Origin of the sequence: Agriterribacter sp. (genome assembly GCF_035444585.1) — a bacterium.
In the GTDB taxonomy this organism is placed as follows: domain Bacteria; phylum Bacteroidota; class Bacteroidia; order Chitinophagales; family Chitinophagaceae; genus Agriterribacter.
Genome location: NZ_DAOMOZ010000203.1, coordinates 1 through 8,528, shown reverse-complemented (window position 1 = coordinate 8,528; position 8,528 = coordinate 1). Strand labels below are relative to the sequence as shown.

7 protein-coding genes are annotated in these 8,528 nt (G+C 46.4%); 5 read left to right on the top strand and 2 right to left on the bottom strand.

Annotated features, from left to right (window positions below):
• On the bottom strand, positions 1–371 hold a 371-nt coding region (gene nusG / locus PLH26_RS17560; protein ID WP_324587336.1), incomplete at its 3' end, for a transcription termination/antitermination protein NusG.
• A gap of 683 nt (positions 372–1,054) precedes the next feature.
• Between nusG and PLH26_RS17555 the strand changes: the two genes are divergently transcribed.
• The 5 genes from PLH26_RS17555 (at position 1,055) to PLH26_RS17535 (ending at position 8,128) form a co-directional block, all read left to right on the top strand.
• On the top strand, positions 1,055–1,285 hold the full coding sequence (locus PLH26_RS17555) for a hypothetical protein (protein WP_324587335.1): 231 nt from the start codon (positions 1,055–1,057) through the stop codon (positions 1,283–1,285).
• A gap of 136 nt (positions 1,286–1,421) precedes the next feature.
• Positions 1,422–2,834, top strand: coding sequence for an NADP-dependent phosphogluconate dehydrogenase (gene gnd / locus PLH26_RS17550; protein WP_324587334.1), 1,413 nt, complete (start codon positions 1,422–1,424; stop codon positions 2,832–2,834).
• A 114-nt stretch (positions 2,835–2,948) separates the two neighbouring features.
• Positions 2,949–4,463 carry a glucose-6-phosphate dehydrogenase gene (gene zwf / locus PLH26_RS17545; RefSeq protein WP_324587333.1) on the top strand — a complete coding sequence of 505 codons (1,515 nt, stop codon included), beginning with the start codon at positions 2,949–2,951 and terminating at the stop codon, positions 4,461–4,463.
• A gap of 123 nt (positions 4,464–4,586) precedes the next feature.
• Positions 4,587–5,321, top strand: coding sequence for a 6-phosphogluconolactonase (gene pgl, locus PLH26_RS17540; RefSeq protein WP_324587332.1), 735 nt, complete (start codon positions 4,587–4,589; stop codon positions 5,319–5,321).
• Positions 5,322–5,590: 269 nt separating this feature from the next.
• Positions 5,591–8,128 carry a TonB-dependent receptor gene (locus tag PLH26_RS17535; protein ID WP_324587331.1) on the top strand — a complete coding sequence of 846 codons (2,538 nt, stop codon included), beginning with the start codon at positions 5,591–5,593 and terminating at the stop codon, positions 8,126–8,128.
• Positions 8,129–8,142: 14 nt separating this feature from the next.
• On the opposite strand, the gene PLH26_RS17530 is transcribed toward PLH26_RS17535, so the two are convergent.
• Positions 8,143–8,528, bottom strand: a 386-nt coding sequence (locus tag PLH26_RS17530; protein WP_324587330.1) for a TraB/GumN family protein, incomplete at its 5' end; no start/stop codon positions are given.

Sequence of the window (8,528 nt, the reverse complement as noted above, 5' to 3'; positions counted from 1 at the left end):
CTCATTATTTTTACCCGCTGGTTGGGTTTGAACTGGATGTGCTCGGCTTCCACATGTTCATATTCATTTAAAAACCGCCTGATGGTACTGATCTCTTCTTCCTTTATAACGGCAGGTTTGCCATTCCAGTACACAAAATTGACCACTCCGCTTATCATCCTCACATTGGTCATCTCATTTTCTTCCACCCGCACAAAAACATACGACTTAAAAAGGGGTTCGTGCACTATTTTATACCTGTCGCTCCATTTTTTCCGAACTTTATTCAATGGACAATAGGCTGTGACCTGCTTTTCCTGCAACAGGGCATATACTTTTTTTTCCCACCGGGGTTTTGTATAAACAGCGTACCATTTTTTAGTGTTGTTCATGCGATCAAACGTACATGAAATTTTTCATTCATAAAACCTGTTCCCTTTTAAGCGGGTACATACAGGATGAATGAAAAATTTTATGGGAGTTCCCCGTCCCTGCCTGCCGTTCAGCAGTTCAGGCAGGCGTACCGGCACGCCAGCCCGACGAAGCCATTCTGGCGGGGGCGGGCTCCCGGCTAAAAAGAAATAATAAATATTCAAGAGAAATTTACACAGCTTCGCCTCCTCGGTTACATGCGTTTTTTGTGACCGGTAAATGAAACGATTGATTTTTCCGTCTTCCCCTTAGCATATATCGTACCCGGAAATTGATTTTTGCAAAAAAACCGGTGTCCGTATAATGCCAGGGAGGAACTTGAACATAATCAGGAACTTATATAAAGTACCCGGAAATTTCTTTCGGCAAATATAGAGGTAAAAAGCAATTCAAGTTGCAGGAGAAGGGGTTTGGAATGCGGGAAACAGGATTTAATATCGGGCGTGTGCAGGAAGAGAGGAGCAGACAGGGGAGATGTTACAGGTTGCGGGTTCAGGGCATGCCTGCCGGCAGTAAGCCTGGTTTTTGTTGTTTGTGTTTTGGCGCTGTTCCTGCAACTTGTAACCTGTAACCCACCTCCACATTTTCTTTAACATCTTACTGTGCGTAAGCAATAAGAAAAACATTAACTTCGTCGTCTGCCATGAGATATATTTTTTACATACTTCTGGGTTATGTGCTTTACCGCTTCATTACGGGTTTTTTGATCCCGGTTTTCAGAACGGGAAAGCAAATCAAAAAACAGTTCAATGAAATGCAGCAACGCATGCAGGACCAGATGCAGCAGCAGCCTTCTTCTGCGCCTCCGCCTCAGCAACAGTCTGCCAAACGATCTCCTGTGGGGGAATATATTGATTTTGAGGAGGTGAAATAAACCGCAGGAATACTTGCTTTCAGGCAGGTATTGCCGAGCATCTTTTTTCAGGGCGGAAGGGCATCTGAAAATCACTGGAAGATAAACAGACGAAATCACCTAAATTTGCGCTCCTTTTCATTTTATTCATACTACAATGGCAAATCAATTATTCGATTTTGGATTGATCGGGTTAGGCGTTATGGGACGCAACCTATTGTTAAACATGGCCGATCATGGCTTTGCGGTGATAGGATACAACAGGAGCCCGCAAAAAGTTACGGAACTGGAAAACGAGATCGTTCCGGGCACTACGGTAAAAGGCACTTCCGATTTAAAAGTAATGGCAGATGCGCTTAAATCGCCCCGGAGGATCATGATGCTGGTACAGGCAGGCAAGCCAGTAGATGATGTGCTGGGTGAGCTGATCCCACTGCTCAGTCAGGGGGATATTGTAATTGACGGCGGTAATTCGCACTACACCGATACATTGCGCCGTGTACAATATATGCAGGAAAAAGGGTTTCATTTTATGGGTATGGGTGTTTCGGGCGGAGAAGAAGGCGCCAGGAGAGGTCCCAGTATCATGCCCGGGGGTGATCCTGAAGCCTACCCCCATGTAAAACCGATGCTGGAAGCCGTTTCGGCTAAAGTAAACGGTGAACCCTGCGTAGCGCACCTGGGCAGGGGTGCTGCCGGTCACTATGTAAAAATGGTGCACAATGGTATTGAATATGGCATCATGCAACTGATCAGCGAAGTATACGATGTGCTGCACCGCGGCTACGGGCTCACCAACGATGAACTGCATGAAGTATTTAAACAATGGAATGAGGGTGAGCTGCAGTCCTTCCTGGTGGAAATAACCCGCGACATATTTTTGAAGACAGACGATAAAACCGGCAGGCGCCTGTTAGACATGATCCTGGACAAGGCAGGCTCGAAGGGTACTGGTAAATGGACCTCGCAGGATGCCATGGACCTGGGCATTGCCATTCCCACAATAGATGTGGCCGTGAGCATGCGTAATTTTTCAGCGCTCAAACAGGAAAGGGTAAGCGCATCTAAAATATATCCTTCAGCTATTAAAATCACGGGCGTTTCCAAAGAGGAGATCATTCAGCAGGCCCGGGAAGCGCTGTTCCTGGGCACATTGGTCAGCTATGCACAGGGGTTGGCTTTGTTGTTTGTGGCTTCTAAAGAATACGATATGGAGATCCCGCTTCCGCAGGTGGTGAAAATATGGAGGGGCGGTTGTATTATCCGCTCTACTTTGCTGGAGATATTTTACCAGGCCTATTCCGGCAACCCTGCGCTTTCCAATATTTTATTAGACAGCCATATTGCCGCCCTGCTCAAACCCCGAACAGCCAATACCCGCAAATTCATTGCTACGGCTGTACAGGCAGGCATTCCCGTTTCGGCGCTGGCAGTGTCGCTCGGTTATTTTGACGCTTACCGCAGCGAGGTGATGCCAACCAACCTGATACAGGCCCAGCGCGACTTTTTTGGCGCACACACCTATCAGCGTATTGATGAGGAAGGGGTTTTTCATACCAACTGGCAATAAAAAAATCACATAACCGATCGCCACGAATGCACGCATTATAATGTATTTATCTTCGGTGCATTCGTGGCAAAATCCAGCCTATATATACATTCAATAGTTTTGAATCCTTAAAGCATGCAGAACCATAAACGACCCCCTTCTTCGCTGATCTTTATTTTTGGTGGAAGCGGCGATCTGAATCTTCGCAAACTAACTCCTGCTTTATATAATTTGTTCCTTGATGACTGGATGCCGGAGCAGTTTGGCATAGTGGGTATTGGCAGAACCGGATACACCGATGACAAATACAGGAAGCATTTGCTTGATGGCATCAAAAAATTCTCCCGCCGTAAGGGAGAAGAAAACGGTAACTGGCAGGATTTTGCAAAACACGTCAGCTACCTGCAAATGGATGCTGAAGACGAAGCGGCGTACCAACAGATATCTGCTATCGTTAAAAAAAAGGAAGCCGCATTTGGCGAGCATCCCAATGTAATTTTTTATCTGGCGGTGGCGCCCCAGCTGGTGCCCGATATTGCTGCCAAACTGGGTCCGCTGAACATTTGTGCCGATACCAAATGCACCCGTATTGTTATTGAAAAGCCTTTTGGTCACGACCTGCAAAGCGCAAGGGAGCTGAATCATTTGCTGAGCACCATGTTTGATGAAGACCAGATCTTCCGCATTGATCATTACCTTGGAAAGGAAACGGTGCAGAATATTTTGGCCCTTCGTTTTGCCAATGCTTTGTTTGAACCCATATGGAACCGCAATTATATTGAAAATGTGCAGATCACGGCGGCCGAAACGGTTGGTGCCGAAAGCCGCGGCGCGTATTATGAAAAATCGGGTGCCCTGCGCGATATGGTGCAAAACCATATGCTGCAACTGATGTGCATGGTAGCTATGGAAGCGCCGGTTTCTTTTGATGCCAACGAGATCCGCAATAAAAAAGTAGATGTGCTGAATGCCATCCGGAAAATAGATCACGCCGAAGTGCAGGATTTTGCGGCGCGGGGCCAATATGCTGAAGGCTGGATGAAAGGCGAAAAGATCGCCGGCTACCGCCAGGAAAAGAATGTGAACCCCGAGTCGAACGTTGAAACATTTGCCGCAGTTAAATTTTATATTGATAACTGGCGCTGGCAGGATGTTCCGTTTTATGTGCGTACCGGCAAGCGCATGCACAATAAAAGCACCATTATCACCCTGCAGTTCCGCCCGGCCCCCAGCTTTGCTTTTCCGCCGGAAGCAGCCAACACCTGGCGCCCCAACAGGCTTACCATAAGCATACAGCCCGAAATGGATATCCGCATCCGTTTCCAGGCCAAAAGACCGGGGCAGGACATGACCCTGAGTCCTGTGGATATGATCTTCAACTATGACGAAGCCTATGATGAGCATGAACCCGAAGCTTATGAAACACTTTTACTGGATGTAATGGAAGGCAATGCCACTTTATTTATGCGTGTAGACCAGGTGGAGGCGGCATGGAAGATCATCATGCCGATATTAGAAACCTGGCAAAACCGCCGGCCTGTGGATTTCCCTAATTATGCTCCTGATTCGTGGGGGCCGGAAGATGCAGAAGCTTTGATTGCAAGAGATGGATTTAACTGGGTAACCCTACCTTTGCTGAACGGGGAATAGGGGGGAGGTGAGAATAGTGAGTTGTGAATAGTGAGTTGTGAGTTGTGAGTAGTGAGGGGTGAAAAGTGAAAGGGACAGGTTGTGTATTTAACGGCATCTCAAATCATAAATTTCAAATCCCAAATGTCCTACATACTTCATATACAAAAATCTCCTTCGGCTACAACCGCTGCATTAGCGGAATGGATAACGCACACCATAGAAACCGCTTTACAAAAGCAGGACCGGTTTACCTGGGTGCTTACAGGCGGCAACTCGCCCAGAGCCCTGTATGATATGCTGGCGGCAAGTCCGTATAAAGAACGGATCGCGTGGAATAAACTGCATATTTTTTGGGGAGACGAACGTGCTGTGCCTTTTAGCGATGACCGCAACAACGCAAAAATGACCTATACCCACCTGTTGAACAAAGTGCCTGTGATCCCGGCGCAGGTGCATGTAATGCGTACGGATACAGACCCGGAAGTGGCGGCGCTGGAATACGAGAAGATCCTGCGGCGGTACTTTGGTGAAGTCGGAAAAAGCTTTGACCTGGTTTTGTCGGGCATGGGCGATGACGGGCATACGCTTTCCCTTTTTCCCGGCACCGAAGTGATTTACGAAAAGGAATCATGGGTAAAGGCCTTTTATTTGACTTCCCAGCAAATGTACCGCATCACGCTTACGGCGCCTGTAGTGAACCGGGCTTCGCTTATCGTGTTTTTAACCTTCGGCGCCGGCAAGTCGGGAGCCCTGTATGAAGTGCTCGAAGGCAGCCCCGATGCCGATCTTTACCCCTCACAGATCATTAAGCCCCATTCGGGCGAGCTGCATTGGTTTGTGGATGAAGCAGCGGCAGCCCTGCTGCAAAAAGAATGATGAGCCTTGCGCATGTCATGAATTGCTGACGCCGGGGGTACAAACACTTCTATCGGGAAAATTATGGCAACGAAAAGTTAAAATGTTTTTACAGCACATATTAAAATGTCTTAAATAATAGCGGCTCCTGCATAATAGCGTAACTTTGACCCTCATCCCTTTTGACGTCCTTTAGACCGGGAAACAGCACTTATAGAACCCCTGATGCTTACTTATGATCTGTTTGGTCAATTAGTAGTCATTTTGATTCATCAACCCAAATGTAGAGTATGAAGATTTTTGTACCGTTACTGGTTTTTATTTTTATTTTTTGTGAAGCCAATGCCCAGAACCCTGAGCAACAGCCACCGGCGGATATTCCAACCCTGCAGGTCAAGACCAACAGGATATATGGAAAATTGGTAGATGAAAATTCCGGTAAAGGTATAGAAGCAGCTTCTGTACAACTGTACATGACGGATAACGACAGCTTATACGGAGGAATGCTCACCAGGGCGAATGGAAATTTCAGCTTCACCAATATTGTTACCGGACATAATTACAGACTGGTCATTTCCGCACTGGGCTATGAGTCCGAAGAACGTACCATCAAAACATCCTCCGCACGGAACGGACAGTTTGAAAAAGACCTGGGCAATATTTCGCTTCATCCTGAAATAAAGCAACTGGCCGATGTAACCATTACTGCCACCCGCCCGGCACTGGAAATGAGCATAGACCGTAAAGTCTTTAATGTAGCTAAGAGCTTGACGGCAACAGGCGGAACGGCAATTGACGTTATGAAAAATATTCCGTCGGTATCTGTTGATATAGACGGCAACGTAGAACTGCGCAACAGCTCGCCCCAGATATTTGTGGACGGGCGCCCTACCATTCTCACCCTTGACCAGATACCTGCCGACCATATTGAAAAGGTGGAACTGATCACCAATCCATCGGCAAAATTTGACGCTTCCACATCGGGCGGTATTATTAACGTGGTACTGAAAAAAGAAAAACGGATAGGCTTAAACGGCATTGCCAGCGTGTCTGTAGGTACACCTGGAATATTAAGAGGCCACCTGGGTTTAAATATACGCCAGGGCAAATTGAATTTTTTCATGAGTGGCGGTTACAATCAATCCGGTGGAAAGGCCAAAGGAAGAACTTTACGGGAAAACAAGTGGCAGGGTGTTACCAGGGATTATTTTAACCAGAACAGCGTTAATACGCGCGACCGGAAATTCAGTTCCATTAATTTCGGGTTTGATTATTTTATTGATAACCGAAATACGGTTTCGGTTACACAACGTTTTGGGGGCGGAAATTCCAAAAATGATGAGCAGCAGCAGCAGGAATATCTTGGCAGTGATAAAATATTACAGTATCACGGCAACCGCTCAAGCGATGGTCGCTGGGGGTTTAACCGCAACAGTACGCGTATGAACTACAAGCACACATTTCCCGAGGAGGGCAGGGAGCTGACAGCGGATGTGACTTACAATTATGGCAACGGCAGCAACAGTTCAACCATACTCAATACTTATTTTTTTCCTGATGGTACCGAATACAAATCTCCCGCAACTGTGAACAATAACGGGAGCAACAAGAGCAACCAATTTACTTTTGAAGCCGATTATGTGCATCCCAGGGGTGAAAATGCAAAATTTGAGACCGGGCTGAGGGCCTATTTCAATAATTACGAAAGTTACTTCAATGTTTTCGGTTACGACAACGGCCAGGAAACGAAACTGCCCCTGAGCAATAATTACAAATACACCGAAAATGTGAACGCTGTATACGGCACTTATTCGCAGAAGATCGGAACGTTTTCCTTCCAGGCCGGGCTGAGAGCTGAATATTCAAAATTTGACGGACTGCTCATTGACAGCGCGTTTAAGTTTGGTTATGAATATCCGGCTTCGATTAAGAATATATGGAATGCCCTGTTCCCAAGTCTTTTCCTCACCCAAAAGATCGGGGAAGATGACGAGATACAGGTTAACTTTTCAAGGAGGATCAGGCGGCCTAATTTCTGGCAGTTGAACCCTTACATAGAGATCAATGATCCGGTTAACCTGCGGCAGGGCAATCCGCAACTCCAGCCGGAATTCATCAATTCCTTTGAGTTGAATTACAGCAAAAACTATATAGGCGGTAATTTTTTAGGTGTGCTGTACTGGAGGAACAATCCGAACGATATCACACAATACAGTGACACCATAACTGCAGCGCAGTTTGAACAACTGCAAAATGCAGCAGTTGATCCCAATGCCATTTTGAATACCTGGGTAAACGCCAACACCACCAATCGCTATGGAGCCGAATTTACGGTGCAACATAAAATAGGTCCCAATTTTGAGATTACACCTACATTTAACCTGCAGTACAGAACGGTGCAGGCACGGATCAACAGTACAGATCTGAGCAACAAAGGGTTCAACTGGGAATCGCGGTTGATCAGTAGTTATAAGATCAAGACCGAAAGAAGCGCCCTGTTCAATAACCTGAGCTTTCAGCTTATAGCCGACTATGAATCGCCAAGGGTGATACCACAGGGAAGACGGCTTGAGGAGTTTGATGTTGATTTTGCCATACGCAAAGATTTTCTAAAGAACAACAGGGCTTCCGTAACATTCGGTATCAATGATGTGTTCAATACCAGGCGATGGGGAACCATTTACGATACAGAAACTTTTTATCAGGATGCATACAGGCGCTGGAATGTTAGAAGTTTCCGCATATCGTTCAGCTATAAATTTGGTAAAGCTGATTTTTCTTTGCTGAACCGCAATAACCGTGGCGGAAATGGAGGTGATGATGATTAGGTAGAGAACCGTAATTATTTTTCTCTTATTCCTTCAACCGTATATCCTTTTTCTCTCAACAGGCTTATCACGCCACGGGGTCCTGCGAGGTGCCCGGCGCCTACCGCAAAAAATACTTTTTCTTTTTGCATGGCTTTTTCCATGATGGGTATCCACTTTTTATTGCGGTTGAACAGGAGCACGTCCTCCGATCCGGCAATATCAGGGGAAGACATGATATGCCGGTATATCGCGTCCAGATCCTGCCGTTTATAAGCGGCTGCCATTTTCACAAACTCTTTTTTCTGCATATAAAATTCATCTACAAACCGCATTACCATCTGCACCTGCACGCTGTCGGGCATGTCGTCAAATATTTTCATCTGCTCTTCAATGGTCTCCAGTCCCAATACATCTTTGT